Origin of the sequence: Psychrobacter sp. 1Y10 (genome assembly GCF_052259005.1) — a bacterium.
Taxonomy (GTDB): Bacteria; Pseudomonadota; Gammaproteobacteria; order Pseudomonadales; family Moraxellaceae; genus Psychrobacter; species Psychrobacter saeujeotis.
In genome coordinates this window covers 157659-183868 of the sequence record NZ_JBQQES010000005.1, presented here as the reverse complement: position 1 = coordinate 183868, position 26210 = coordinate 157659, and the positions used below count along the sequence as shown (strand labels likewise).

Here is a 26210-nt window from a genome sequence, read left to right as displayed (position 1 = left end):
ACGAAATCAGCATTATATAAAAAAACCGATAACTGAGCCTTCAGATATCGGTTTTTTGTTATCTAACATATGGTTAAATCAGAAAAAAGTACGCCCAAAGACCGATTATAAAGGTGGCAATAATATTCAATACCACACCTGTACGAATCATCTCTGACTGTTTTATCAGACCAGTACCGAAGACAATTGCGTTCGGCGGCGTCGCTACCGGTAGCATAAAGGCGCACGATGCACCAATACCGATGACCAACACTAGCACCTCATGTGGCAAGCCCATCTGTTCAGCGATAGCAGCGAATACTGGCACCAATAGCGCTGCGGATGCTGTATTAGATGCAAACTCTGTTAAAAAGATAATAAATGCTGAAATTGCAATCATCACCAAAATAATAGGCGCCGAGGATAAAGCGTTAGCGACTGTTTCACCAAGCACTAACGATGCACCAGAGACTTTTAACACTGTCGATAACGCAATACCGCCACCGAATAGCATGAGTACGCCCCAGTCAGTATTATCTGATACTTGTTTCCAAGATACCAAGCCCAAGCTAACCACCGCTGCCGCTGCGGACAAGGCAATAATAGCATCAGTGTCGGCAATATCGAGTGCGGCACCAATTTTTTTGGAAAATATCCAGCTAAGTGCTGTTATGATAAAGACAATAATAGTCAATACACGTGGTTTGTTCCATTTGATAGGTGCTTCTTGTGCAACCGTAACTTTACGGTTTAGATTGGGTTTGAGCACAAAGTACATAGCACCTAACAATAATGGCAATAGCACCAACATCATCGGCACGCCAAACTTCATCCAATCGACAAAAGCAATGTCCAAGGCTTTTGCAGCGATAGCGTTAGGCGGTGAGCCGACGATAGTACCCAGACCACCCAGGCTGGCAGAATAAGCGATACCTAATAATACAAACACAAAGGTACCACGATCTTTTTCACGATCGACCTGCGTTAAAATACCAAGGGCCAATGGCAACATCATTGCAGCAGTCGCTGTATTCGATATCCACATTGATAAAAATGCGGTCACGCCGAATATTAAAAAGACCGCTGTGCCAAGATTACCACCAGACATCGATAGTATCTTGAGGGCAATTTTTTTGTCCAACTGCTGGACATGTAGAGCTGCCGCCAAGGCAAAACCACCAAAAAACAGATAGATAATCGGACTTGCAAAGCTTTGTAACCCTATTTTTGCATCAAATTCAGGTATACCGATTAGTGCGCCTACCACCACTACTAAAAGAGCAGTAATCGTTACGTGTACCGCTTCAGTTAGCCATAATACGCCGATAAAAAACAGCATAGCGAGGCCTTTATTAGCATTTATATCAAACGATAATACGTTGTATATAACCATACTAATAATCGCAGCAACGGCGACCACTATCAGCCCTTTACCCGTACCTTTTGGAAAGGTATCGGTAAATAAATACTCATTGCCATCATCAGGAAGATGGCTATCTAGTTTTTGCTCTGACATAAAGTATCCTTATTGCGCCCAGAGACATTATTGAAAGTCATAAAAATGAAAACGTACTTTGATAACTAGTTATACTTTTGTAGCACTGTTAAAAATACGTGGCTATAATAACAGAGTTTGGTCTGACAGTATTTTTGTTATAATTACAAAAAGCGTTGTTTTTAAAATACATTAATTATTTTTTGACTACTAATACTCCTTGTATTCTCTACTTATTCAGCGTTACACATCGTCACCAAATTGGTTCAGTCCAACGCTATACAAGCACTCAAAGATTACTCATACTAACTGAGTAGATTAATATGACTCATATGAATAATATTAATTCAGTGATATGAGTAACTTTTATAGAATGTTGTAGCTGTGCTATAAGACATTAAGATAAAAAGGAGTATCCCATGGCTAATCGTGAAAAAGCCGACGCAACCACTAAAATGGCACCGAAAGATATTAATCAAGATGGTCTTGATAAAGAAGATCAACAGCGTACTGATGATTGCGTGCTTGATATGATGCAAGGTTTGCATGAGCATGAAGATCATGAAGAAGACAAGGAAAAGTAAAAGCTGTATCTATAGCTTACATACAGGTCTTGTTTGATTTATCAATATAAATAAGAGCGTCTATCGTTTCGGTAGACGCCCTTGTCGTATCGGATCTCTCGTTTCTGGCAAACGATCCGAAGCACGGTTATAGACAATTGCAGCTATCAAGACAATACTTACTGGCAATAAGAGTGCGCCATATCCGACGCTAGCGTATAAGAATGCTCCTACAACGCTGCCGCCACAAAAGCAATACCAAATAATGGCCTGAAAGCCAAGCGTTGGCTTACTGATTGGTCGTCCTGCCAGCCAATTACCAATCGCTGCCCCCATATCTGATGTCAAGCCTGTCAAATGTGTGGTACGAATTACCGCGCCGCTATAAGTCGCTACCATCGCATTCTGTAATCCACAGGCCATTGCCGCAGTCAACTGTCCTAGATAATCGTGCTGTTGATAAAGCCAGTAACTAAGCAATAGTAAAGCTGCTTCAATATACAGCGCACGCCCATAACGTCTCCCTAATTTTAAAGAGGTTTGTCCAATGACAAAGCCGCTCATTATCGCGCCTGCTAAAAAAGACAATAATAGAGCCCCGATATATAAGATACTACGTAGGTCTAGATAGGCGATTGCTGCTGCAAACAAACTCACGTTGCCTGTGACGTGTGACACAGATAATCTAGCAAAGCCCATAAGTGCTGCAGTATTGACACAACCAGCGCTAAACGCTAGTACTGCCCCGCCCCATAATATCCACTTTGGTAGTTTGGTTATCATCTCTATCGCTTAAAGGCTTGTCATAAAAAAGGTAATAGTATAATCAAAAAAGACAGCCAATTGGCTGCCTTTGATATATTAAAAAAGATAGAATCTATACATAAACACTATTATTTTGGCTCTTCATCAAGCATCATCAATTGCTCACTAATAGCGACCGTATTGAATCCTGCATCAACAAACATGATTTCACCAGTAATACCAGATGCCCATGGCGAAAGTAAAAATAACGCCGCATTACCGACTTCCATCTGATTGATATTGCGCTGTAGTGGTGCTATTTTTTCACTAATATCAAGCATTTTACGAAAAGATTTGATACCACTGGCTGCAAGAGTACGAATAGGTCCTGCTGAGATGGCGTTGACACGAATACCCTCACCGCCCATCGAAGTCGCTAAATAACGCACACTGGCCTCTAAGCTGGCCTTAGCCATGCCCATGACATTGTAATTTGGAAGTACTGAAATACTACCTTCGTAAGTCAACGTCAGCATAGAACCATGACGCATAGCCAGTAATTCGCGAGCAGCTTTAGCCAATGCCACAAAGCTATAGCTTGAGATATCATGAGCGATATGACTGCCTTCACGAGTAGTGGCGCTAACAAAATCACCATCTAGCTGGTCCATTGGTGCAAAACCGATCGCATGGACCACGCCATTTATACCATCACCCCAATGATTACTGACTTGTTCAAAACAAGCTGCAATAGAGTCATCTGAAGCCACATCGCACTCTAACACTAAGTCAGCTTCAAACTTCTCAGCTGCCATGTCGACACGCTTTTTAATCTTATCGTTTGGATAAGTGAGGATCAATGATGCGCCCTCACGATGTAACGCTTCTGCAATAGCCCATGCGATAGATAACTTGCTTGCAATCCCAGTTACGACGAAACGTTGTCCTTGCAGTAGCATAATATTTCCTTGTGAATACATTAAAGTAATGAAAGTTGAGGTAAAGTGATTCAACTGATCAATGACGCTACAATAAGAAAAGTAGCAAATGTCATCATAAAAAGATAGCTTATTATACACGATTCAAATTAAGTAAACAGTCGTAAACTAATATCGATTTATATTTACTCTCATATATCAGGCGGTTTAGCATCGTCTATAGCGGTATGAAGTTGCACCGATTTCAAGTATAATCGTAGCCCTTCCCAGCTTGCACATTTTTATAAAAATCCTTTATAACGGTTGTTTATGACCAAGGATTTAGCGTTAAGCTACACCTACATTTTGGATGGCTGCCAAACCTATGAGTAACACCCCAACAATAACTTCAAAATATCAAGAAAGTATCGAATCTTATCGTCAGTTGATTGGCTCAACAGGCGAGGATTTGTCTCGCCCTGGCCTTGAGGATACTCCTGAACGTGCGGCAAAAGCTTTTGCTCATTTAACCCAAGGCTATCATCAAAGCTTAGATGAAGTCGTCAATGATGCCGTATTTCCATCGACCAATCGTGAGCTAGTATTGGTACAAAACATTGAATTTTATTCGCTATGTGAGCATCATATGTTGCCTTTTCATGGTATCGCTCACATTGGATATTTGCCCAATGGATATGTTTTAGGATTGTCAAAATTTGCCCGTATTGTCGATATGTTTGCACGTCGCTTGCAAATCCAAGAAAACTTAAGTGAGCAAGTGGCACAAACCATTATGGATGTAACTGGTTGTCGCGGTGTGGCAGTAGTGATGGATGCATCACACATGTGTATGATGATGCGTGGTGTTAATAAGCAGCATTCCACCACCCGTAGCACAGCGATGCTTGGTGAATATGTACACGATAATCAAGCCCGTAATGAGTTCTTAGGGGCAGTGCCTAAACGTCAACCTGCATTCTAGTTTTCTAATCACTATGGTTAAGATAAATAAAAAGGGCGCTTATGCGTCTTTTTTATTTGTAGCTGCTCTAACATAGCGTACTTTTTCTTTCCTAATAACTCATATAATCAAACACCGCGACATTTCATGCTTGGTGATTAATATTTTCCTATCCTTAATATAATTATAGTAAACAAAAAAATCGCCCACTATGTTATTTAAACAGTAGTGAGCGATTTTAAATTCTAATAAAATAGGGTTAACTAACAGGTTTGACGTCATCAGTCCATTGGCTATAGCCTTCTTTTTCCATTTGCGCTAATGGAATAAAACGCAACGCCGCTGAGTTCATGCAATAGCGTTTGCCAGTAGGTGCTGGGCCATCATCAAAGACGTGACCCACATGCGAGTCAGCATAGCGACTACGAATTTCGGTACGAGTGCCAAATATACCTCGATCTGCTTTTTCTACGACAAGGCTTGTATCAAGCGGTCGAGTAAAGCTTGGCCAGCCTGTACCAGATTTGTATTTATCACGTGAAGAGTACAATGGCTCGCCAGACACCACATCTACATACAATCCAGGCTCTTTATTGTCCCAATAAGCATTATCAAAAGCGCGCTCTGTATCATCTTTTTGCGTGACTTTATATTGAATGTTACTCAGCGATTTTTTTAGCTCATCTTGTGCAGGTTTAACAAAATTATTCGGATTAAAACCCAAGCTTGTTGTCTCTGCCAAAGCGTTCGCTGTCGACTCTTGAGCTACTACTCCTGATTCTGCACTAGTAGAAGTGGGCTTAAACTGACTAAAGTCCAGTTCATAGTCTTTGCCATATACACTTTCGATAAACTGATAGCGACCTGAGTTAAAAGTATAGGCTTTGTAACGTAACGGATTCTTTTTATAGTAATCTTGATGATACTCTTCTGCTGGATAAAATTCGCTGGCAGGAACGATTTCAATCACGACAGGTTTGTCATAGACACCTGAAGCTTGTAGCGACTGCTTAGCCGACTCGGCTATCTGTTTTTCTTGCTCATTTTGGTAAAAAATAGCTGGACGATACTGAGTACCGCGATCGACGAATTGACCTTTACTATCAGTAGGATCAGCGATTCGCCAAAGGGCATTTACGATACCGTTGTAAGTAATTTTCGTTGGATCATAGTACACTTGCGCCGCTTCGGTATGGCCTGTACCGCCTGCTGACACTGTACTGTAAGTTGGATTAGTAGACTGACCACCTGCATAACCAGACACCACCTCGACCACACCTGGTATCTTTTCATAGCCTGCTTCCACACACCAAAAACAGCCGCCAGCTACAGTAGCCACTGCCAAATTTGAATCAATAGGTGCATAAGGGTTATCAACAGGCGTACTTTTTACGGTGGCAGGATTCTCGGTAGAAGCACAGCCGGCATAAAGAGTACTGCTTGCTGCAATAGCCATCATCGCAGCGCTGGCTTTTAATTTACGATTCATAAGAATTCCTAGTAGTAAGGTGATAAAACAGTAAAACCTTTAAAAAACACCCAAAATAGGCAATACCAAAAGATTTCCTTATCGTTGTATATGGAGAACTTTTAATGATTTTTCAACCAATTAAAAATATCCCATATACAAAACTGGCAATGCCTTGTCCTACTCAGAACGAATTAACTATGCAGCTTTATCATTACTTTTATCCTTGTTTGTACAATCCTCACTTGCCTGCTTAATCTTTGTTAACAGGTCTTTGATCTCAGACTTTGATAGATAAATAGGTACTGCATAGGTGTCCCTGACTTCTTTGGCCGCAGCTTTCGCAATACTCTCAAAGTCACTACTTTGCATGCCTTTAACTATTGGATTGATGTTTAAGGTAGCAATCAATTTTCGTACTTCCGCAATAAGATGTTCTGCAATTTTAGCATCGCTATTGGCAGTTTGCCCGTCCTTCACCATGCCTGTTTTTTTGGCCAGCTCTGCCAGTCTTTTTTGGCACGCCTTACGATTGACGTCGAGTACATAAGGTAGGACGATGGCATTGGCACGACCATGAGGAATACCATAATATGCTCCTAACTGGTGAGCGATGGCATGAACATAGCCAAGTCCTGCTTTATTAAAGGCGATACCGCCATAATGCGCTGCTACGCCCATCTGTTCACGGGCTTTTAGATTGCTACCGTCTTCATACACCACTGGTAGATTGTGCATGACAGACTTAACGGCAGAGGCGGCATAATAGTCGGTCTCGACGCTGGCATTGGCACTCATCCAAGACTCTAGCGCATGTGTCAACACATCGATACCGGTATCGGCAGTAATATGTGCTGGCATACCTTGCATAATAGTTGGATCAATAGCCGCTGCTAATGGCACCATCTTTGGGTCGATAGACAAGGCTTTTTGATGGGTTTTATCATCGGATACGACTGCTCCCAACGTCGCTTCTGAACCCGTACCAGCTGTCGTCGGCACACAGTACAGCGGCATAGAAGGTTTTTTTGCTTTAAAAAGACCGATAAGCTGCTGCGGTTTGCAGTTATTGCCTTGTGACATGGCAATCATTTTAGCCGCATCAATGACTGAGCCCCCACCGATAGCAATGATTGCATCGCATTTAGTATCGATAGACTTTTGCAATCCTTCTTCAACGACTTCAAAAGTAGGATCTGGCGTAATCCCATCGTAGACATGATAGCTGATATGCTTACTTTCTAAGTAGTCAGTGACTTTGGCAGGGATACTAAGCTCATTGAGCACTGCATCAGTAACGATAAATACGTTAGTACTCCCTTCATTGATGAGCATGTCGCACAGCTCCTCACAAGAGGTCTCGCCAACGAATAACATTGGTCTTCTGATAGATACCACATAAGAAAAGGCTTTTAACGCCTTAGCGCGAGTCTTAGCAACCGTCAAATAGCCTGCATGCTGTAAACCATTGGTATGTAACAACTTAGCAATAAAGCTTTGTTTTTTTGTGGACATGAAAAAATCCTTTTTAATCATATTATAATTAACTACTGTCTAGTCCCATTGTGACAGTGTATTTCTTTAAATGTAGCTATTATTGTGAACTGATATGTTCTTACTTATCTGACACATCTTTCAAGACAAACAATCGCTCTATTACAGCAAGTTAGCTATTAATCGCTCCTTTTGGTCAACCAATGCTTATTATCTTGACCAAAATACCAAATCATCATTACAGGCGCTAAAATACTCATCCAAATACCATAAGTAATATTTAAACCTTGCGCCACAGCAGTATAACTTAGCCCAATAATGGTTAAAGCAATGACCATTGCAATGACATTATGGCTCGATTTACGGCACATTAACTCTCGCAAGATAGTGAGCGTCAATAAAAATACGCTCAACATACCCATCAACATGCCCATCGCGTACGTCTGTGAGATGACTTGATTTGCGCCATCACTTGTGTCACCCGCTACGGACTCAGTGACCAAATTGAGCATACTGCCTAGACCTGCGATTGAGGCAAAGATAAAAAAATGACCATAACCAAATAAAAACAAGTCATGACGGCGTCGTTCTTTATTTAAAATCGTATCAAAAGGGACGATAAAATATAACCACCATAAAGAGAAAACCAATGCCACTAAGCTTGAACCTAGGAACATAATAGAGCTGGCAGCAGAAGAAGAGTTGGCTAAAAAATATTGAATCGTATTACTAACTCCCACCACACCCTCGCCCAATACGATAATAGTCAATAGACCATAACGCTCGGCAATGTGTCCAGGATGCCAATTATTGAACTGCTCTGAGCGTGCCCATACAGGCATAAGTAACTCTGCTGCGATAAACAGAAATAATGCAGGTGTCTGTAGAGACGTGGGTAAAAACAGCCAAGTTATCCAAAGTGCTTGGAGGGTTAACAAGCCCACCATACTGCGTGCAGCAACCTTTTTATGACCTAGTACTTGTCGATAAACGCGCCACCACTGACTACAACTCGCCAGTCGCATAATGGCATAGCCCATTACCCCAATCCATGTCAGCCCTTGCTCATAAAACTGGTGGATATTAGCGGCTATCATCAATGAGCCAAACATTTGAAACATGACTGATATGCGATAAAACCAATCATCAGGATCATATCCTGAGGCAAACCACGTAAAGCTAGTCCATGCATTCCACAGGATAAAAAATGCCACGATAAAGGTTAAAAATCCTGAAAAGTCATGCTCGCCTAAGCGATTATAAAAACCATTTGCAGCGGCAGCAACGGCAATGACATAGACTAAATCAAACAGCAGCTCAAGCGTGGTTGAAGGTCTATTTGGCTCATTAGTATCTCGTGCTTGGATAGGTTTTATTTTGAGCCTGTCAATCATGTAAGATGTTCCAATTGTTCTAAGATTAGTATATTTGTGCAGTGCTGACTGCTTAGCTATAGCATGCTCGCCTGCAATAGCTGCTGTGCATACGGATGCTTTGGATTATCAAAAACATCTTCGGTAGATCCAGACTCAATGCACATGCCTGCTTTTAGCACCATAATATACTGACACAATGCACGTACGACTTTTAAGTCATGGCTGATAAATATATAACTAATTTGCAGTTTTTCTTGAATCTCTCGTAGCAAGCTGACTACCGTGACTTGTGTAGTGCTATCAAGTGCCGAAGTAGGCTCATCCAGTATCAATAGACTTGGCTGCATAATGAGTGCGCGTGCAAGTGCCACCCGCTGACGCTGCCCACCAGATAGCTCATGTGGATAACGCTGCGCAAACTCAGTTGGCAGATGTACCGTTGCTAAGCTCTCCATCACTGCCTGCTGACGGGATATTTTATCAATGCCTTGTACTAAAAGTCCTTCCTCCACTATCTGCATGACCGTCATGCGAGGGTTAATACTGGCAAAGGGGTCTTGAAATACCATTTGAATCTGCGAGCGAAAGCGGCGTAGATCGCGTTTTGATAATGCTGCGATGTTTTGTCCATTAACTATTGTCTGGCCACCGACTCGCGCTTGATTGCTGAGTAATTGACTTAACGCGAGTGCAATTGTGGTTTTTCCAGAGCCTGACTCACCAACGATACCGAGTGCCTGCCCTTTTTGCAGGTTCATATCGACATTTTTTACCGCATCGAACCAGCGTTTAGTACTTCCGAACAAGCTTTTTTCAATCGGAAACTGTACTTGTAGGTTACTGACTTGCAATACTATTGGTTGCTGCTCATTGTTATCAACCAATAACTCCAATGCTTGCCCAAAATCTTGCTTAATAAGCGAGCGAGTATAGTCGGCTTTAGGCTGACTAAATACCGCTGCAGTTGGCCCCTGCTCGATAGTCTGCCCTTGGCGCATGACGATGACGTCGTTGCTATAGCGTCTAACTAAATTAAGATCATGACTAATTAATATCATCGCCATATTATGCTGACGCTTGAGATCATCTAATAGGGCGAGAATCTCATGTTGCAAGGTGACATCAAGCGCAGTGGTTGGCTCATCAGCGATTAAGATATCTGGCTGCTGCGCTAATGCCATAGCAATCATTACCCGCTGACGTTGACCACCCGATAACTCATGCGGATAACGATTTAGCTTGTCAGCAGGCTCGTTAATATTGACATCGTCTAGCAAAGCGATGCTTCTTTCGCGCCATTGCTTTTTGGCTACACCGCTGAGACGCAGAGACTCTGCGATTTGCTTAGCGACGGTATGTAATGGATTGAGCGCCGTCATTGGCTCTTGAAACACCATGCCGATGCGTTGACCACGAATGGAGCGCAGCGCTGCATCACGTGTTTTATGGTTGCTTATCGGCAATGTAGCCATTCCTGTTGCATCTGCTAACTGCACCTCACCCATGACGCTCAAGCTATCTGGTAACAAGCCCAACAGCCCAAGACTGGCGATCGACTTACCAGAGCCTGACTCACCAACGATGGCTAGCGTTTGTCCTTGCCTAAGCTCATACGATAGTTTATCAACTAAAGGCACACTTGCCGCATTACCTGAAGTCGTCACAATGCTAAGCTCATCTACTATCAGCATGAGCTTATTTTGTGTATTGCTATGATTGTTACCTATAAGGTTATTTTGCTTAGTAGCAGTTATCATGTTAGCGTTTATCACCTTATCAGTTGTCATATCAGGAGTGCCTCGGATCAAAGGCATCACGCAGCGCTTCGCCAACGAAGATGAGCAATGACAAGATAAAAGTCAGACTAAAAAACCCAGATAAGGCCAGCCAAGGCGCATTGAGGTTGTTTTTGCCTTGTACCATCAGCTCACCAAGTGACGGTGAACCAGGCGGTAAACCGTACCCTAAAAAATCTAGCGCTGTTAAAGCAATAATATTAGCCGTTAATATAAATGGCAGCTGCGATAAGCTTGAGGCTAACGCATTGGGTAAGATGTGTCTCATCATAATGTGACGGTCTGACACGCCAAGATTACGAGCAGCACGGACATAATCAAAATTACGCGCGCGTAAAAACTCTGCACGCACCAAACCGACCAGCCCCATCCAACCAAACAGCAGCATCATTGCAAACAGCATCAAGATACTGGGGCTAAATAAGCTGACCAAAATAATAATCATAAACAGCTGAGGCATACCGCCCCACACCTCCATAAAGCGCTGCCCTGCCAGATCTACCCAGCCACCATAATAGCCTTGTATCGCACCGACGATAATGCCAATTAACGCACCCGCCAGCGTCAGAGCCAGACCAAACAACAGCGACACTCGCATGCCATAAAGTATCCGCGCTAGCACATCACGACCCATATCATCAGTACCAAGCCAGTTCTGGCTATTGGGTGCGGCCGGATATGGAATGCCCAGTTCAACGTTTGGCGTCTGGTCGGCAAAGGGAATGGGCGGCATCACGTAATAACCCTGACTGTTAATCAGCGTTTGCACCGCCGGGTCTTTGTAATTGGTTTCGGTCTCAAATACACCGCCAAAAGTCGTCTCAGGATAGGCTTTTAGTACGGGGAAGTAGTAATCGCCTTGATATTGCACCAACAGGGGCTTGTCATTGGCAATCACATTGGCTGCCATACAAATGACAAATATCAGCGCAAAAATAAACAGCGATATGACCCCAAGACGATTATGGCGAAAGCGGTTTAGGCGTGCCTGCCAAATAGGATTTAGGCGGCGTTTTTTTTCTATAGGAATAGAAGATGCGGTTGAGGATGTTGAAGGCAATGGATGACTTGACATTAACGCCCCTCAAAATCAATACGGGGATCGATTAAGTGATAGCTTAAATCACTTATTAACTGTAATAACAGCCCCACCAAAGTAAAAATAAATAAAGTACCAAATATCACTGGATAATCGCGCTGCTGAATGGCTTCAAAACCAAGCAACCCTAGACCATCAAGCTTAAAGATAATCTCAATAAGGAAATTACCAGCAAAGAAAATTCCAACGATAGCCGCTGGAATACCGGCAATGATAATCAGCATCGCATTACGAAAGACATGACCATATAGCACTTGACGTGCGCCCAAGCCTTTTGCTCGCGCGGTTAGCACATATTGCTTACCCAGCTCCTCTAAAAAGCTAAACTTGGTCAAATAGGTTAAACCTGCAAAACCACCAACGGTACTTGCCAGCAGCGGCAGCGCCAGATGCCAAAAGTAATCTTTTACTTTACCAAGTGCGCTTAATTGATCAAAGTTCTCGGAAGTTAATCCTTGCAGTGGAAAGATATTCCAGTAGCTACCACCGGCGAAGAACACCAACAATATGACGGCAAACACAAACACAGGAATCGCATGCCCAATGGCAAGCAGCATAGCAGTGAATTTATCGATACCCGAACCATGATGCATGGCTTTGTAGACGCCAAGTGGAATGGCTATCATATAAATGAGCAATGTACTCCAAAGCCCAAGCGAGATCGATACTGGCAGTTTTTCTATAATGAGGTCGGTCACTGTCTGGCCTTTAAAAAACGACTCACCAAAATCTAACTGGGCGTAATTCTTTAGCATTAGCCAAAAGCGCTCGGGTGCCGATTTATCAAAACCGTACTGCGCATTTATCGCCGCTACCATTTCCTCAGATAGGCCGCGCGTGCCTTGATAGGTACTACTACCGTTGCCGCCTGCACTGCCCGCGCCGATATTACCACCAAGCGCACTGTCTTTTGCACCTTGCTCTATCAGTGCCAGTTGCTGCTCAACAGGACCGCCAGGCGCTGCTTGTACAATCACAAAATTCGCCAGCAATATCAAAAATAGCGTCGGTAATATCAATAGCAACCTTTTTAAGATATAACGACCCATAATGGCAGCTTCCTAGAATAAACAGGTATGACAATTTAGCGTTTAGAAGTTATTTTTAAGCTCACGTAACGCGGCAAATACAGTCAAAGACTTGTCATCTTCGATAGTTACTTTAGACTTCACACCCGTAATCACACTCGGCTCTTGCGTGCGTAAAAACACATTAATTGCGCGCTCGTGCTCCAAAGTGACTGGCAACGTCGGGATGCCTTGTGCGGTTTTCTCTTCTGCTTGTACTAACGCTTGCTGCATCGCTTCATTGTCAGGCTCGATAGAGAGACCAAAGCGCAAGTTGTTGGCGGTATATTCGTGTGCTGGATATAATAACGTCTCAGCTGACAAGCCATTTAAACGCTTAAAGCTGTCATGCAACTGCTCAACCGTCCCAGTAAACACGCGTCCGCAGCCTGCACTAAATAAGGTGTCACCGCAAAAGCAATGCTTGTTGCCATCGACATCTAGTATATAAGCCATGTGGCTGGCGGTATGACCTGAGATATCCCAAACTTGTGCAGAGCAGCCCCAGGCACTTACCGTACTGCCATCTTTGATAGTCTGATCTTCATCTACCGTATGCTCACTATGTGCGACCAGGTGCGTCATCGGATAGGACTCTTGTAGCTCTGCGACACCGCCAATATGATCATGGTGATGATGCGTCGTCCAAATTGACGTTAGCTCTAGCTGATTATCATCCAGATAGGCAATGACAGGCTCAGCTTGACCTGGATCAATGACAATTGCTTGTTTGTTATTTTCATTAATTAATGTCCAGATATAATTATCGTTAAACGCTTTAATTGGGTGAATACGAATACTCATATTGAATCCTTACCTGTAGGTATCTTTATTACTAATGTTTTTTATCAAAATTTTGATATGAAATAAAACTTAAAAATCACTATCATTTATTGTTTTAAATATTGATTCACACGTGTCTCTGCTTCTTTATCAACCCACCAATAATCGATACCGACAGCATTGGTTGGGAGTTGTTTAGTGTGGCGATACTGATCCCAATAGGCCACATTGGTGCCAGACTTGCCATATAACGGTACTAAATAATGACCTGCACGCAGCAGACGATCGAGCACCTGAGTATATAAAATAATCTCGTCACGATTTTCAGCGTTTGCAAGGGCGACAGTCATCTCATCTATGACTGTGTTTTTAATACCGACTGTATTTCTATTGCCAGGTTGATCAGCCGCTGCGCTCCCCCAAAACGCTGCTTGCTCAGCGCCAGGTGATAAGCTTTGAGCAAATACATCGACCACCATATCATAATCAAAGCGGCGCATTCGCTCGTAATACTGCGGCCCATCCACTTGGCGAAGAGTCGCATCAAATCCTAAGCGTTTTAAATTACGAATATAAGGCAGTAATACACGGCCCATGGTTTCGCCTGTCATCAAAATCTCAATCTGAGCCTGCTTGCCACCGGGCTGATATAGCTGCATATCGTCATAATAAAACCCTGCATCTAGCAACAGCTTACGCGCTTTTAATAGTCCTTTACGATTAAAGCCACTACCATCACTGGTGGGCAGTTGCCATTCTGCTAATACTGCTTGACGTTGAATTGGCTCAAGCTTAGATAATAGAGGTGTTAGTACCTGCATCTCAGCCGCAGATGGCGTACCAGTGGCGGCAAGCTCTGAGCCATGAAAAAAGCTTTGCAATCGTTCATACTGTCCATGAAATAAGGTCTTATTCATCCACTCAAAGTCATAAGCTGCAGTTAATGCTTGACGCACGCGAATGTCTTGAAAAAGTGGCCGGCGCATATTCATAACCAGTGCTTGCATCGGTACGGGATTCTGACTGCTGATGCTTTCTTTATGAATAAGGCCGGCTTTTACCGCTGGGAAATTGTAACCGGTTGCCCAGTTCGACGCTTTATTTTCCGGACGGAAACGATATTGCCCTGACTTAAAACCCTCAAAAGCAATCTCATCACTTTGATAATAGACAAACTTAATCATATCAAAGTTATAACGACCGCGATTGACCATCAAATCACGACCCCAATAATTGGGATCACGTATATAGCTGACCGAACGCCCTGCATCGACGCGGCCAAGCTTGTAAGGTCCACTACCCATCAATGGCGTTAGGCTAATTTTTTCAAAGTCAGCATCGATAGAGGATTTAGCAAAAATTGGAAACTGCCCGACTGTTAATAAAATCTCTTTGTTATCATCGGAAGCAAATATAAACTTTACTCGCCGCTTATCAATAATTTCAATGTCTTTGATATCTCCCAAATAGCTGCGGATATACATCGGCCCTTTATTCAATATCGCATCATAAGTGGCTTTGACATCTTGACTGGTCACAGGCGAGCCATCCCAAAAGCGCGCGGCAGGATTTATATGATAGATAATCCAACTGGTGTCATCAGGGTCATAAGTCACCTTGCTTGCCAGCTGCGGATACATGGTAAAGGCTTCATTTAATGAGCCCGTCATCAAAGTATCATATAAGTAGTCGGTGCCAATCATTGCTACACCCGTGGTCATCCATTTATTGGCGGCATTAAAGGTGCCACGCGCATCAAGCGACAATATCCCCCCTGTCGGCGCATCTGGATTGGCATAAGGCATGTATGGTGCGTCAATATACTCTGTAGGGCTATTATGACCAAGCGCGGTAGTGGTGATGGGTACCGCGATACTGGCTGGTATCCAGCTGATAGTGATAGTAAGTAAGACGGCTTTTAGCATGGCATTTTTTATCATCATGACTTTGTAACTACCCTCTAAACTCAATCAATTTGACTAACAAAAATTTAAGCCCTGACTACAAAACAAGCATGCCACAAAATTTTATCATAACAAACTTCAGTTTTTTAACCTAATGGTTTGCAGTGTTAAGTATGACAACTGGCTTATTATTAAATCCATAAAGCCTATAGATAACATCTGACTCTCAACTTAGCATGAACTTTCATAGGCTGGGTTTTCAACCCAGCCTATGCCAACATATTTAAAGTGTTTAGAGTGGGGTATATAACAAAAAAACGCAACCGTTATCAGTTGCGCTCTTCTTTTAGTATTAACCTAGTATCAAAAACTTAAGACCTATAGTTTGTTAGCTTGGTTAAGCGTGCTTTTTTTCAAATGCAATCATAAAGTCAACCAATTGCTGCACCCAATCTAGCGACACTGCATTATAGATGCTGGCACGCATACCGCCCACATCACGGTGACCTTTTAAGTTCATTAAGCCTGCGGCTTCTGATTCTTCTAAGAACACTTTATCAAGGCTATCGTCTGCTAACGTAAACGGCACATTCATGATAGAGCGATATTCAGGCGCAACTGGATTGTTATAAAAACTGCTGTCATCAATGGTTTTATAGAGTAAATCTGCTTTTTGCTGATTGATTTTACCGATAGCAGCAACGCCGCCCTGCTCTTCTAACCAATCAAACACCAATCCTGCCAAGTACCAAGAGTACGTCGCTGGTGTGTTTGACATGGATTCTTTTTCAGCTTGATGCTCATAGTTCATGAGCAGTGGGCACCACTCACTTGCCTGCCCCAATAAATCGTCACGAATAATCACAATGATCAGTCCTGCTGGACCGATGTTTTTTTGTGCACCCGCATAAATCATCCCAAACTTAGCTACATCGATTGGCTGTGACAAAATGCAAGAAGACATATCAGCAATGAGTGGCGCATCAATTTGTGGCGGCTCAAATATCTGTAGACCGTGAATGGTTTCATTAGCACAGTAATGAAAATAAGCCGCATCTTTGCTCAGATTCCAATCGCTTTGGGTTGGCACATCGGTAAAGTTACTGTCTTTGCCAGTTGCGACCAAATTAACCTTACCGAGGCCTAGATTCGCATAACGCTGCGCCTCTTTGATGGCTTTGCCTGACCATGCACCGGTAGTCAGATAGTCACCGCGTCCTCCATTCAATAGGTTCAATGGAATCGCTGAAAACTGTAAGCTGGCACCACCTTGCAAAAATAGCACCTTATAGTTATCTGGAATATCCATCAATGCGCGCAATTTCGCCTCTGCTTTTTCGGTAATCGCGACATATTCTTTGCTACGGTGACTTACTTCCATGACTGACATACCGCGGCCTTGCCAATCAAGCAGCTCACTTTGCGCACGCTCTAGCACTGCGGTCGGTATAGTGGCGGGTCCAGCTGAAAAGTTAGGTACACGGTTAGAAGCGGCTTTACTGGTCATAATCCATATCCTTGATATGATGAAATCATCGTTGTTATATCATCGTTATTATATAGTTTTAACAGCTAGTTTTTTAAACGTCAGCTTTAAAACCCCTTTAGTCTTATCTCTATTTTTAATAGCCATTGCGGTAAACACTTAACTCTGACTTGATAACTGTTCCCAAAGCTGACGCTTAAGGTTACTATCAGCGAGCATCTCATCCAAGGTAGCTAAAGCGGTAAGATTAGGATGCTCAAGGCCTTCAGGCAGTGTGGTTAATGAGATAATTTTTATCTCTTCACTACGGCCAATCTTAAACACATATCCCGCAAAACTAGCATTGGCAAGCTCGGCAGTCTCCATACCTTCACATATCGGAAACGACGTTGTTTCACAAGTGATTGACAATGCTTGCGTGATATTTTGCCATAGCTTTTCGCTGTCATTGTTGAGTGCTTGAATATCAACCAAAATTACCCAATCGCCATAGCGACCACCTTGCAAGTCAAATGGTGCTACCTTTTTAAGGCTATTATCATTATTGGTTTCGGCAATATTATTTTGATTGATAGACGTAATGGAAGTTGTCGTAACTGTTTCTATTAAAGGGGCAACCGCTTGCTCAACGTTTTGTGATATTTGTTGTAAACTATCTTCAGAGTCGCTAGCGCTTGGAGAGTGCGCTGCATGGCTTGTCGTACTGTCAAAACTGTAGCTTACTGGGCTTTGCTCATTGGCTTGTGAGCTGATATCTTGAGTTTCTTCACTATCATGAATAACCTCATAATCGCTAGCAGATGTATTTTCTGTATCCAATATAGCGTCTGCTGATTCATTGTCTAAAAAGTTATGATTTAAACGCTCAACGACTTCTGCTTCAACGCTTGGTTGTGCAGCATTTTGGTTCGAAGCGCTTTGACTAGGTAGGCTTTGCTGATTTTCAGGAGCCGCAGAAATATCTGCAATATTTAACGTTGCTGAATTCGACTGTACCCATTGATCGATACCCATCATCGCTAGAATTTGGCGTTGCTGCACGCGGCGCTGCAATACTATTAGCGGATCTTGGATATCACTCATGTCTCTTTATTGTCCTACTTATCTTGTTTAAATCATTTGTAGATGGGCCGATTAGTTTGACAGCTTAACCAAAGTATCCATCATAGCTGTTGAATGACTTCTGAGGTGTCAACTAAGCTGCAATCAAAAAAGCTTACGAACGCCTAGCCAGTGCTCTGCGAGTGCCATCAAGCAGTCGTACTCATCCTGACTGATTATCGTATCGTGTAACATGACGGTATGCAATGTACTTAGCCATTGTCGATACTCATTATAGTCTATTTGACGGCTTTCTTGTTGTGTCTCTGGATAATTCTCTTTCCCCTGAGTCTCTATTATAGAGTCCGTAGCAATAGACGCGGGGTAGACAGGCACAGTACTAATGACAGCCAATAGCTGAACGCTATTTAGACTTTGAGCAGTTAATAATAACCACTGCAAATTGGCATCACTGATCATGGTTAAATCAATATCAATCAAGCGCGCATGGCGGCGTAGATCGACGATATAGTGCGCAACGCTGTCACTATTATAGCCAAGCCCTGACACATGTACTGAGCTATCTAACGTCAATATCACTTGACCTTTGACATCTTTCGATAGCCGATATGTAAGCAATATCAATATGGCTCTCTTAGCCACATCAAGACTGTTAAACACTTGTCCTGAAGGATCGAGCTGAACACATATCTCATTCATACCCCTCTGTAATAGCGGTTGCCATTCAGCCTGAATGTCTCCATCATTATCGTTTAAAACTTCGGAAAATATTGGCAGTAATTGCTGTAAATGCAGCGCTTGCCATAACGATAGAATTGGTGAGACTTGCTGCGCTGGAGTTGAAATTGATGCGCTTTTTAAATGAGTCGGTATTGATTGTTCATCAATCATTAAATCTTTTCCATCTGATAGGTTATCAGAAAAGCTGTTGGTCAGATCGGCTGATAGCTGCTTCCCAAACAACTTAATTAAGCCTTGTTGATAGCGCGACAGCATCGTACGACACTTTTTTTGCTGCACATAATGCTGATGGGCTTGGTTACTACGACTGGTTTCGCTTTTTAGACGTAGTTGATTAATGCTGCTTTCTGATAAATCATGCTGGCTAAGTTGCTTCATAGCGAATGCAATCAAAGCACTGTCTAAACGTCGGTCAAGATTTGCAATTATTTTTAATAATGTATGGTCTAGCGTATGTGCTAAAAGTTGAGGGTTATTGAAAGTATCAGTCTTAATCTTATTATTAGTATGAGCATCGGTGTCAGCAGCACATGCTCTATCGTTTGGAAGCCCAATCCAAATATCTTTTAAATCACACATGCCAGTCGTAGATAGTGTCTGTCCTTGATGGCACAGCATGACGGCTTCTATTAATCCTTGCGCCCCTAATGGATGATGACTGTGATTGAGCACATGCTGTGGTAGCGTGACTTTCTTTATATCGTCAATACTAATCAAATCTGCTGATGGCAAATCGCTGTTAGGTTTTGCCATCCATGGTTTTAACAGCTGATAAGTACCAATATCTTCTGCTGCCTGCAAACGCCCATCAACGACCACATCTTCCTCTACGACCAACTCAAGTCCCGCTTCTGTTTCACATTTGCTGCTAGGTTCATCAGTAGAAAAAGCTGAAGCTTTATTGTGAGTAATATCACTAGGATTTTCGATGAAAATATTATCAACAGCATGATTGACAGATATTGATTGAGCTTTAGATGTATAAGATTGGTGCGCGTTTTTATTATTGCTTAGGCTATTTTCTTTTATTGCTCCCCAATCACCAAGGCGACGCTGCTCATATATCTCTTTTATTTTTTGCTGATTTATGCGCTTCTCTCTTGCGACCTGAACGGCAAAGTCATGATAGGCATTTGCATTGATGGCCCTCATGCGCTCGCTTAAGCTAGGATGGGTCGCAAACCACGAGACATCCCCCAGATCCGCCCCACTGCTGGCAAAAAAGAAATGACTCAGCCCGTTAATGTCAGCGATATTTGATAAGCGTGAACCAAGTGAATCTTGATGAATGGCTTTTAAAGTTTCGATAATCGCAGGCGAGCGAGTCAGCTGCACGCTGGTCGCATCGGCGAGCAATTCACGCTGACGGTTAAAGCTATGCTTAATCAACTGCGCACTGGCCATACTCGAAAAGCTCAATCCATGTAGCAGCAAAGTCCAAACACTGCGCGGAGCTTGCCGATTGATTATAGGTGGCGTTTGTACCCACTTAGACTGACGCTTGGCTGAGGACTGCTGTTGTTGCGATTGCTGCTGCCAGTAAGCGACCCACTCACTATGCGTGGTGAAATTGGCGGTTTGTGCTTCTATGTTACGTCCCAGCGTATCAACTTGCCTCTGTGATAAAGACTTATGGGAAATACTATCGCTATTAAAATAACGATGACTGGATATTGGATCACTCCAGTCATAGACTATCTGCAAGCCTGCCAATACCACCATTAGCTGCAAATTGAATGTCGCATCGCCATGCAGGATATGACCATATTCATGACCAATAAGTCCGTATAGTGCTTCATCAGACAATTTATCTAGCGCGCCTTGGGTAACGACAAGCACCATATCTTGGCTATCGCGACCAGCCACGAAACCATTGATGCCTTGCTCATCAGGCAGCACATAGAGAATTGGCATACGTAAGCCTGAAGCAATAGCTAACTGCTGAGCGATCTCATAGTAACGGCGATAAACTGGCGGAAAATCACGCTCATCACGTACCGCTATATGACGAGCGCTAAAACGAACTTTCGAGTCAGGCTCATATTGATGAGCGACTCCGCGGCTATGTTCCCAAGCGTCCTGACTGTTATCAATAAACAAACGCACAGCACCCACACGCTGGGCAACAGCACGGCCACCAGATTTTAAACGTCTGTATTCTAAAAAGCTACCAACAACAAAGCTGCCTATCGTCCACATAACCGTCAGTATCAATGCCCAATAATAAATACCATCGGTAAATAACGTTAGCAGCAGTGCCATAACCCCAAGCGCCAGCATCACATGTGCAAGTACAATCAAAAAAAACAACCCGTAAAGTAACAGGCTGCGCCGCGTCCGTATCCGCTGTTCAGCAAAAAAATCCATCAGCTTATCTCAAGTTAACCCAATCTGTTCAAGTTTTAACCCATATTGACGACAGGTGCTTGAGCAATGGCCTTTCTGTCTTCAAACACTAACGGACTGAGCGGACGAAAACTAAAAGTGCTGCTGACAAGGTTATTTGGGAACACTTCGCGGTCATTGTTATAAAACATCACGCTATCGTTATAATGCTGACGCGCAAAGCCTATACGATTTTCCGTATTGGTCAGCTCGTCCATCAACTCTTTAATCATACTGTCTGCTTTTAGCTCAGGATACGCTTCCACCACAGCTGAGAATTGCCCCAATGCTTTAGACAACATGCTTTCTGCTTTGGCAAATAGCGCCATATGCTCAAGCGAGTCTGGCTGATGTTTATTAGAGTCCTGCAAGCTTTGGGCATGATTACGCACACTAATCACGCGGGTCAGCGTTTCTTCTTCATGGGTCAAATAACGTTTGGCAGTCTCTACCAAGTTTGGAATCAAATCATGACGGCGCTTTAGCTGCACATCTATCTGTGCAAAGCCATTTTTCGCTTGGTTGCGTGCCCTTACTAGTTTGTTAAATATCGACACCCCAAAAACAACAACTAGCACAACAACAATGATAAATAGCCAAACGCACGTTTTCATAAATAAGCCTCAAATCTTTCAGTATTAACATCAGCGTAAATAAAACTTAATACATATTATTTTAACCTATCTTAATCAATGAAAAGACACAATCAGACGAAATGCAGGCACAAAAAAAGCCCTTTGCAATGAAGGGCTTAATACATCATATAAACTTTTTGAAAGGGTTTATCGAAGCAGTTATCAAATTTTAAGCAAAAAAAAGCGACTCCAAAAGCACATCCTCGGCACACATTATAACTATTACCGTTGCTACCTTCCGGTCCTGGCGGGATTCATAGAACAATGTTGCGAGGCTACCAATGGAGCCACCAGTTGCAAATTATACAAGAATTTTTCATTATTACAACCCCTTTTTCAAAACTACCAATGACATAACACCGATAGCAGCGAGATTTGGTGACAAAACCTTTACAAGGACTCGTCTAGATTTTGCTATTTTAATGAATGAAGCTCAGTTTACTAGGTATTTCCTAATAAAATAAAATGAGAGCCTATCGCTTCAAACCTAGAAAGGACTGTCTTTTTAAGGCTGATTTATATCAATATTAATTGCATTTAGGAGATTATTATGAAAAGCACTTTACTTAACAAAGCGATATTAGCCACTGGTACCACATGCCTGTTGACTGCAATGATGAGCAGCGCACATGCAGAACCGACAGGCTATGATCAGCTTACTTTTCAAACAGAAGTTAAAGAAGAGATACAAAATGATGAAGTACGCGCTAGTATGTACAAAAAAGCGCAAGCAACCAACGCTAAAGCTCTGGCTACAATGCTCAATACCACTATCAATAACGCTATGAAAATCGCTAAACGCTACCCTAGCGTGACAGTCAGTACTGGTCAGCAGCGCACCTACCCTCGCTACGACAAAGACAACAAAATTACGGGATGGACGGGACAAGCGACTATAGATCTAAAAAGTACTGACTTTACAGCGACTAGCCAGCTTATTGCAGATTTGCAAGAAACGCTGGTGATGGAAAATTTAAATTTTGGAGTGTCAGATAATAAAAAAGACGCGCTAGAGCAAAAGCTGATGACCGATGCTTCTCGCGCTTTTCAACAGCAGGCTAAAAACCTAACACGTGCTTGGGATGCTAGTGGTTATCGCGTGGTGAACGTCAATCTAAATACTGGTAGCAATTATCCGCGCCCAATGTATAGTAGCATGAGTATGAGAGCAGAAGCAGCAGATGCCTCAGTACCTAACCAAAACTTTGAGTCAGGTAATAGCACTATATCTGTGACAGCCAATGGTACTATTGAGCTGACTAAGTAGCTAGGCTACCTAAATTGGTACAATCTGTCCGCATTATATTATGACTAAGTCAAAACATGAAGAGCCGTTACCTGCTGTGGTAGCTGCTCTTTATGTTTACTTAATAAAAGCATCATCAGTGACAGGTCGACTGCTTTCTATTTTTTGCAGAAAACTGTCCTTTTGGCGCAACCTTAATAACACCTTTTGATGCCATGGCAAACGGTTATAGGCCAGCATTTGCGCAGCAATCTTCTTTTTGTTTTGCAAAATCACCGTATTCTGAATGACATATACTGTGCGTTCGACTTGGCTGAGCGTCTGTCCTGTTTTATTTTTGATAATAGCTTGGATACTATGCGTCCCTGGTAAAATATCTACTGTTGCAATAGAAGCGCTAAGCCCTTGCGCCACTTCATTACCATCCAAATAAATACTGACGCTATCGCCATCTTGTAGTGCAGGTCTAAGCTCTAGTTTAACATTGATACTTTGTGCAGGACGCCTATAGGCACGCGCCTCATTAGGCTCTAACATCGTTAATTGATAATTAACTTGTGCAGATGTTGCATTATTAGAAGCCGCTTGCTGCAAGACTAAGGAAGCAGCTGTCTGAGAAGATGTTGCAGACGTGCCTTTGAAGTTTGTATCTGAGCGGTTATTAGTATTGTTATTAGTCGTAACCGTGGTCACGACATCAGTTTGACTAACTTGTTTGTTGCTTTTTTGCTCATAGCTTTGAGGGCGGTCTGTAAAAGTCACATGACCTGTTTGCTCGTCGACTACTTTATAGATAGGTGCAGCATTTGCAATAGCTACAGGCAAACTGACCGCAAGCACAGCCACACCATACAGCATTCTTAAGCCAAAACTGCTTTTAGAAAAACTAACGTTTGAGAAAACTTGTTTTGTTAATAACGTCATAATGAGGCAACCTACTATGTGTCTATTATTAGTATATCAATAAAATCATTATGCGGGATTTTTACTATTAAATCAGCAATGATTTAATAGTAGCGTCACAGTTCGCATTGCTGCTCTTACTGCTCTTTAATGGGAAACGCCGTTTAAACAAACCAAAAAAGCCGGTCAAGATTGACTTTACCGACTCTTTTATAAAAACTAGCATAAAGTATTGAGGATAAATTAGCAGCTATAATATAGGTCAAACTCTACCGGATGCACAGTGACATTGACGCGTTGCACTTCTTCTTCTTTGAGCGCGATGAACGCTTCAAGCATATCTTCAGTGAACACATCGCCTTTTAATAGGAACTCGTGATCATCACGCAATGCTTGTAGGGCGATTTCTAAGTTTTCTGCAACTGTTGGGATTTGTGCTTCTTCTTCTGGCGGCAAATCATACAAGTTTTTGTCAGCAGCATCGCCTGGGTGCATCTTGTTTTGAATACCGTCAAGACCAGCCATTAGTAGCGCGGCAAAAGTTAGATACGGGTTGGCCGCTGGATCAGGGAAGCGTGCTTCGACACGTACCGCCTTTGGACTGCTCACATGCGGAATACGGATAGATGCTGAGCGATTAGAAGCAGAATATGCCAGTTTGATAGGCGCTTCGTAATGTGGTACTAAGCGTCTGTAGCTGTTGGTCGATGGGTTGGTAATCGCGTTTAACGCGCGGGCATGATGGATGATACCACCGATAAAATAGAGCGCCGTTTCAGACAGACCAGCGTACTCATCTCCTGAAAAAGTGTTGACACCGTCCTTTGAGATAGACATATGGACGTGCATACCAGACCCATTATCACCGACTACAGGCTTTGGCATAAAGGTTGCGGTTTTACCAAACTGATGCGCAACGTTATGTACGACATATTTTAGTTGCTGTACTTCATCAGCTTTACGCACTAGCGTATTAAACGCCACTCCAATCTCAGACTGACAAGGCGCTACTTCATGGTGATGGACTTCAATGCAGCCCTCCCCAATAATTTCTTCTAGGCGCTCACACATGACAGAACGCATGTCTTGAGAGCTATCAATCGGCGGTACAGGAAAATAGGCGCCCTTTACTCGTGGACGGTGCCCCATGTTACCCCACTCATAGTCGTTATTCGTCGACCATGCTGCTTCTTCAGCAGTAATCTTATGGCTCACACCTGACATCTCAATCGACCATTTTACATCGTCAAAGACAAAAAACTCAGGCTCAGGACCAAAGTAAGCAGTGTCACCGATACCGGTAGATTTCAAATACTCTTCTGCACGGCGAGCGATAGAGCGTGGGTCGCGGTCGTAGCCTTGTAGCGTTGATGGCTCAATGATGTCACAGGTAACTACCACAGTAACGGCGTCGAAGAACGGGTCAACAAACGCAGTCTCTGGATCAGGGCGCAGTATCATATCTGAAGCTTCAATGCCTTTCCAGCCAGCGATAGACGAGCCATCAAACATTTTACCATCTTCCATCACCTCTTCATCAACGCTATGCGCCGGAAAGCTGATGTGTTGCTCTTTACCGCGGGTATCGGTAAAACGAAAATCAACCCACTTTGCACTAGACGATTTGATAAGATCCAGTAATTTATTGGACATGAATAGTCTCCCTTATGATGGTCATGTTGTTACGTTTATTGTTCAATTCTAAGATACGACATTTACTATTATATTTAAGTGTTGGCTTAGATTTATAATGGCAGTAATATTCAACCATTTGCTCTATCACTCATAAGCTCATACAATGCTAGCGCTATTTTAGCAGTATCTATTCAATAATGCTGAACAGTTATAACATCTTAAGTAGCTTATCCGCTAGATTTTAACCTTAAATTTACAATAATGAATGATAGGATATAAATTTATACCAGTACCAAGTTACAAATATAAGGGTGCAAAGCCTATGCCAAACTTATTTTGTAATGATAGTCTAAAATTATTTTTGGCTCTCAAACCGTGATATATGTAGGATAGATCTACAAATACCATATAAACAGTAAAAGCCATTTTTGATAGAACACCCTTACCATCTGCACAACAATGAGAAGAGAC

The 26210-nt window shown here is 42.7% G+C and carries 20 protein-coding genes and 1 other RNA gene; 3 read left to right on the top strand and 18 right to left on the bottom strand.

All coding sequences use genetic code 11. From position 1 onward, the window contains the following. Positions 1 to 73 precede the first annotated feature (73 nt). Positions 74 to 1495: an SLC13 family permease gene (locus tag ACTXGH_RS08620; protein ID WP_439261488.1), complete on the bottom strand. Its 1422-nt coding sequence runs from the start codon at positions 1493 to 1495 to the stop codon at positions 74 to 76. A 398-nt stretch (positions 1496 to 1893) separates the two neighbouring features. Here ACTXGH_RS08620 and ACTXGH_RS08615 point away from each other — a divergent pair, with 398 nt between their 5' ends. Further along, a complete protein-coding gene (locus tag ACTXGH_RS08615) occupies positions 1894 to 2058 on the top strand; it encodes a hypothetical protein (protein ID WP_299220329.1) in 165 nt (54 codons plus the stop codon). A gap of 60 nt (positions 2059 to 2118) precedes the next feature. Here ACTXGH_RS08615 and ACTXGH_RS08610 read toward each other — a convergent pair whose 3' ends face one another. Both ACTXGH_RS08610 and ACTXGH_RS08605 read right to left on the bottom strand, forming a co-directional pair. Then, the gene (locus ACTXGH_RS08610) at positions 2119 to 2820 is read right to left on the bottom strand and encodes a YoaK family protein (RefSeq protein WP_439296242.1); all 702 of its coding nucleotides are present in this window, start codon (positions 2818 to 2820) and stop codon (positions 2119 to 2121) included. Between the two features lie 110 nt (positions 2821 to 2930). Continuing rightward, positions 2931 to 3740 (bottom strand): enoyl-ACP reductase FabI, encoded by an 810-nt coding sequence (locus ACTXGH_RS08605; RefSeq protein WP_299220323.1) that lies wholly within the window; start codon positions 3738 to 3740, stop codon positions 2931 to 2933. A gap of 343 nt (positions 3741 to 4083) precedes the next feature. On the opposite strand from ACTXGH_RS08605, the gene folE reads away from it, so the two are divergent. Continuing rightward, positions 4084 to 4680, top strand: coding sequence for a GTP cyclohydrolase I FolE (gene folE, locus ACTXGH_RS08600; protein ID WP_439296243.1), 597 nt, complete (start codon positions 4084 to 4086; stop codon positions 4678 to 4680). 238 nt (positions 4681 to 4918) lie between these two features. On the opposite strand, the gene msrB is transcribed toward folE, so the two are convergent. From msrB to ffs, 13 genes are all read right to left on the bottom strand, one after another. After that, positions 4919 to 6148, bottom strand: coding sequence for a peptide-methionine (R)-S-oxide reductase MsrB (msrB, locus tag ACTXGH_RS08595; protein ID WP_439296244.1), 1230 nt, complete (start codon positions 6146 to 6148; stop codon positions 4919 to 4921). Between the two features lie 177 nt (positions 6149 to 6325). Further along, positions 6326 to 7642, bottom strand: coding sequence for an iron-containing alcohol dehydrogenase (locus ACTXGH_RS08590; RefSeq protein WP_439296245.1), 1317 nt, complete (start codon positions 7640 to 7642; stop codon positions 6326 to 6328). A gap of 158 nt (positions 7643 to 7800) precedes the next feature. Further along, on the bottom strand, positions 7801 to 9015 hold the full coding sequence (locus tag ACTXGH_RS08585) for a low temperature requirement protein A (protein ID WP_439261492.1): 1215 nt from the start codon (positions 9013 to 9015) through the stop codon (positions 7801 to 7803). Between the two features lie 56 nt (positions 9016 to 9071). Further along, positions 9072 to 10754: an ABC transporter ATP-binding protein gene (locus tag ACTXGH_RS08580; protein WP_439261493.1), complete on the bottom strand. Its 1683-nt coding sequence runs from the start codon at positions 10752 to 10754 to the stop codon at positions 9072 to 9074. Positions 10755 to 10785: 31 nt separating this feature from the next. Beyond that, on the bottom strand, positions 10786 to 11868 hold the full coding sequence (locus tag ACTXGH_RS08575; protein ID WP_439261494.1) for an ABC transporter permease: 1083 nt from the start codon (positions 11866 to 11868) through the stop codon (positions 10786 to 10788). Next, entirely contained in the window at positions 11868 to 12941 is a 1074-nt protein-coding gene (yejB, locus tag ACTXGH_RS08570; RefSeq protein ID WP_439296246.1) for a microcin C ABC transporter permease YejB, read from the bottom strand. Before yejB ends, ACTXGH_RS08575 begins: the two co-directional genes overlap by 1 nt. 42 nt (positions 12942 to 12983) lie before the next feature. Further along, entirely contained in the window at positions 12984 to 13763 is a 780-nt protein-coding gene (gene gloB / locus ACTXGH_RS08565; protein WP_439296247.1) for a hydroxyacylglutathione hydrolase, read from the bottom strand. Positions 13764 to 13849: 86 nt separating this feature from the next. Beyond that, complete coding sequence (locus tag ACTXGH_RS08560) at positions 13850 to 15682, bottom strand: extracellular solute-binding protein (RefSeq protein WP_439296335.1); 1833 nt, start codon at positions 15680 to 15682, stop codon at positions 13850 to 13852. Between the two features lie 361 nt (positions 15683 to 16043). After that, entirely contained in the window at positions 16044 to 17153 is a 1110-nt protein-coding gene (gene serC / locus ACTXGH_RS08555) for a 3-phosphoserine/phosphohydroxythreonine transaminase (RefSeq protein WP_439261497.1), read from the bottom strand. A gap of 138 nt (positions 17154 to 17291) precedes the next feature. Then, entirely contained in the window at positions 17292 to 18215 is a 924-nt protein-coding gene (locus tag ACTXGH_RS08550; RefSeq protein ID WP_439261498.1) for a hypothetical protein, read from the bottom strand. A gap of 123 nt (positions 18216 to 18338) precedes the next feature. Next, on the bottom strand, positions 18339 to 21302 hold the full coding sequence (locus tag ACTXGH_RS08545; RefSeq protein WP_439296248.1) for a M48 family metalloprotease: 2964 nt from the start codon (positions 21300 to 21302) through the stop codon (positions 18339 to 18341). A 35-nt stretch (positions 21303 to 21337) separates the two neighbouring features. Beyond that, entirely contained in the window at positions 21338 to 21934 is a 597-nt protein-coding gene (locus ACTXGH_RS08540) for a LemA family protein (RefSeq protein ID WP_439261500.1), read from the bottom strand. A gap of 208 nt (positions 21935 to 22142) precedes the next feature. Continuing rightward, positions 22143 to 22239, bottom strand: an RNA gene (gene ffs / locus ACTXGH_RS08535) — signal recognition particle sRNA small type. 266 nt (positions 22240 to 22505) lie between these two features. On the opposite strand from ffs, the gene ACTXGH_RS08530 reads away from it, so the two are divergent. Next, positions 22506 to 23222: an SIMPL domain-containing protein gene (locus tag ACTXGH_RS08530; RefSeq protein WP_439261501.1), complete on the top strand. Its 717-nt coding sequence runs from the start codon at positions 22506 to 22508 to the stop codon at positions 23220 to 23222. 96 nt (positions 23223 to 23318) lie between these two features. Here the strand turns inward: ACTXGH_RS08530 and ACTXGH_RS08525 are convergent, their stop codons facing one another. Both ACTXGH_RS08525 and glnA read right to left on the bottom strand, forming a co-directional pair. After that, positions 23319 to 24125 carry a DUF4124 domain-containing protein gene (locus tag ACTXGH_RS08525; RefSeq protein WP_439261502.1) on the bottom strand — a complete coding sequence of 269 codons (807 nt, stop codon included), beginning with the start codon at positions 24123 to 24125 and terminating at the stop codon, positions 23319 to 23321. A 222-nt stretch (positions 24126 to 24347) separates the two neighbouring features. Beyond that, positions 24348 to 25757: a type I glutamate--ammonia ligase gene (glnA, locus tag ACTXGH_RS08520; protein WP_439261503.1), complete on the bottom strand. Its 1410-nt coding sequence runs from the start codon at positions 25755 to 25757 to the stop codon at positions 24348 to 24350. Positions 25758 to 26210 lie beyond the last annotated feature (453 nt).

Coding starts and splice junctions, on each gene's coding strand:
- ACTXGH_RS08620 (WP_439261488.1), bottom strand. CDS start 1,495: ATGTCAGAGCAAAAACTAGATAGCCATCTTCCTGATGATGGCAATGAG.
- ACTXGH_RS08615 (WP_299220329.1), top strand. CDS start 1,894: ATGGCTAATCGTGAAAAAGCCGACGCAACCACTAAAATGGCACCGAAA.
- ACTXGH_RS08610 (WP_439296242.1), bottom strand. CDS start 2,820: ATGATAACCAAACTACCAAAGTGGATATTATGGGGCGGGGCAGTACTA.
- ACTXGH_RS08605 (WP_299220323.1), bottom strand. CDS start 3,740: ATGCTACTGCAAGGACAACGTTTCGTCGTAACTGGGATTGCAAGCAAG.
- folE (WP_439296243.1), top strand. CDS start 4,084: ATGAGTAACACCCCAACAATAACTTCAAAATATCAAGAAAGTATCGAA.
- msrB (WP_439296244.1), bottom strand. CDS start 6,148: ATGAATCGTAAATTAAAAGCCAGCGCTGCGATGATGGCTATTGCAGCA.
- ACTXGH_RS08590 (WP_439296245.1), bottom strand. CDS start 7,642: ATGTCCACAAAAAAACAAAGCTTTATTGCTAAGTTGTTACATACCAAT.
- ACTXGH_RS08585 (WP_439261492.1), bottom strand. CDS start 9,015: ATGATTGACAGGCTCAAAATAAAACCTATCCAAGCACGAGATACTAAT.
- ACTXGH_RS08580 (WP_439261493.1), bottom strand. CDS start 10,754: ATGATAACTGCTACTAAGCAAAATAACCTTATAGGTAACAATCATAGC.
- ACTXGH_RS08575 (WP_439261494.1), bottom strand. CDS start 11,868: ATGTCAAGTCATCCATTGCCTTCAACATCCTCAACCGCATCTTCTATT.
- yejB (WP_439296246.1), bottom strand. CDS start 12,941: ATGGGTCGTTATATCTTAAAAAGGTTGCTATTGATATTACCGACGCTA.
- gloB (WP_439296247.1), bottom strand. CDS start 13,763: ATGAGTATTCGTATTCACCCAATTAAAGCGTTTAACGATAATTATATC.
- ACTXGH_RS08560 (WP_439296335.1), bottom strand. CDS start 15,682: ATGATAAAAAATGCCATGCTAAAAGCCGTCTTACTTACTATCACTATC.
- serC (WP_439261497.1), bottom strand. CDS start 17,153: ATGACCAGTAAAGCCGCTTCTAACCGTGTACCTAACTTTTCAGCTGGA.
- ACTXGH_RS08550 (WP_439261498.1), bottom strand. CDS start 18,215: ATGAGTGATATCCAAGATCCGCTAATAGTATTGCAGCGCCGCGTGCAG.
- ACTXGH_RS08545 (WP_439296248.1), bottom strand. CDS start 21,302: ATGGATTTTTTTGCTGAACAGCGGATACGGACGCGGCGCAGCCTGTTA.
- ACTXGH_RS08540 (WP_439261500.1), bottom strand. CDS start 21,934: ATGAAAACGTGCGTTTGGCTATTTATCATTGTTGTTGTGCTAGTTGTT.
- ACTXGH_RS08530 (WP_439261501.1), top strand. CDS start 22,506: ATGAAAAGCACTTTACTTAACAAAGCGATATTAGCCACTGGTACCACA.
- ACTXGH_RS08525 (WP_439261502.1), bottom strand. CDS start 24,125: ATGACGTTATTAACAAAACAAGTTTTCTCAAACGTTAGTTTTTCTAAA.
- glnA (WP_439261503.1), bottom strand. CDS start 25,757: ATGTCCAATAAATTACTGGATCTTATCAAATCGTCTAGTGCAAAGTGG.